General features: G+C 72.4%; 1 protein-coding gene. It reads right to left on the reverse strand.

Annotation, left to right across the window (positions count from 1 at the left end; translation table 11 throughout):
* Nucleotides 1-78: 78 nt before the first annotated feature.
* A complete protein-coding gene (locus GL263_RS26175) occupies nucleotides 79-1,470 on the reverse strand; it encodes a cellulase family glycosylhydrolase (protein WP_182858214.1) in 1,392 nt (463 codons plus the stop codon).
* Nucleotides 1,471-1,592: the final 122 nt, after the last annotated feature.

The raw sequence follows: 1,592 nt of genomic DNA on the forward strand, positions 1-1,592 counted from the left end.
TTCACAGGTCCAGTGGAGCGTGGTCGTGGTGGGGACGGCAACTCCTGTTGCCGTCCCGGCAACGCCTGGAAGGGTCGCTCAGCGCGGGGTGACGGTCAGGGTGATCTTCGCGCCCGGGCGGGCGGTGACCCGCACGTGGGCGTGCTCGCCCGGCGCCACCCGGCGCACACTCGCCCTGGCCGGCCCGGAGGAGGTGATCCGCCAGCCGGTGGCCGACGGCGGCAGCGAGAGTTCCGTGCCGCCCAGCCGGGCGCGGTAGCCGAGCCGGTAGACGCCCGCGTCCGGGTCCCAGTGCTCGTCGAGCACCGTGCCGGCGACGGCGGGCGCGTACGGGGTGGCGGTGCGTTCCTTGTTGGCGCGGAAGCGGCCCTCGCCGTCGACGGCGCAGTAGCCGCCGCCGTAGCACCACACGTAGCCGGCCCAGCCGGAGCTGTAGCGGTTCAGGGACAGCACGGCGTCGCGGTAGAAGCGGCCCATGTGGGGCAGCGCGTTGTTGAGCGGGCCCCACTCGCCGACCACGACGGGCAGCCCGTGGCGGGCCGGGTAGTCGGTGACGGCGGCCTCGTACGCCTCGATCCAACCGGCGTCCGGGTCGTAGTCCGCGCCGGACTCCATGGCGGTGTTGTAGAAGTGCGGCGAGTAGACGACCTTCGGGTCGTCTATCCGGCCGAGCCCCGTCGGCACGCCCTCGCCGACGATCGGAGTCGGCTCCACGAACAGCCAGCTGTCGCCGTCGACGCTGCGGATCGCGGCGGCGAGCCTGTTGTACATGGGGGTGAGCTGGTCGCGTTCGATGCGGCGGGCGGCGGTCGCCAGGTCCTCGCCGGGCCGCAGCTCGCCCATCGGCTCGTTGATCAGGTCGTAGCCCAGCACGGCGGGGTGGTCCCGCAACCGGTCCGCGAGGACCCGCCACATGTCGGCCTGCGCGCGCTGCAGGTCGGGGTCCTCGTACAGATGGGTGAAGGCGCGCTGGACGGCCGGCTCGAAGTACTCGGAGAACCAGTCGTCGGGGCGCGGGGTGAACGGCAGGCCGTCCGTCCGGGTGGCCCACACGGGGATGCCGCGGTGGCCGAACGCGGGCCCGAAGACGTCCTGGTGCGCGTCGACGACGACCCTGATGCCGTACTGGTCGGCCCAGTCCAGGATCTGCTCGATCCGCCGCAGGTAGTGCTCGCTGTACTTCCCGCGCTCCGGCTCCAGGTCGTCCCAGAACACCAGCAGCCGGGCGAAGTTGAAGCCCTGGTCGTGCATGTCCCGGAAGTGGCGTTCGGTGATGGCGGTGAGGGCCGCGTCGCCGCGGTTCGTCTTGTCCTCGACGTTCCAGCCGCGCAGGGTCAGTACGCGGCCGCGCTCGTCGGTCAGCCGGGGCGGCGTGGTCTTGCCCGCGGCGCGGGCGGGCGCGGGCGCGCCGAGGGCGGTGAGCAGCAGGCAGCACACGAGGGCGGCGAGTAGACGGTAGGTGCGGACCACGGCGACCTCCGGCCATGTTGTCGTTCTTCCTGTGAGCCAACCCGCGACCGCGGGCGACGACAAGGCAAGGACTCGGCCATGTTCACCCCGCTCTTGTTGCCGGGATGGCGCAGGTGGGGCGG

Source organism: Streptomyces durbertensis, assembly GCF_014156695.1.
Lineage (GTDB): Bacteria > Actinomycetota > Actinomycetes > Streptomycetales > Streptomycetaceae > Streptomyces > Streptomyces durbertensis.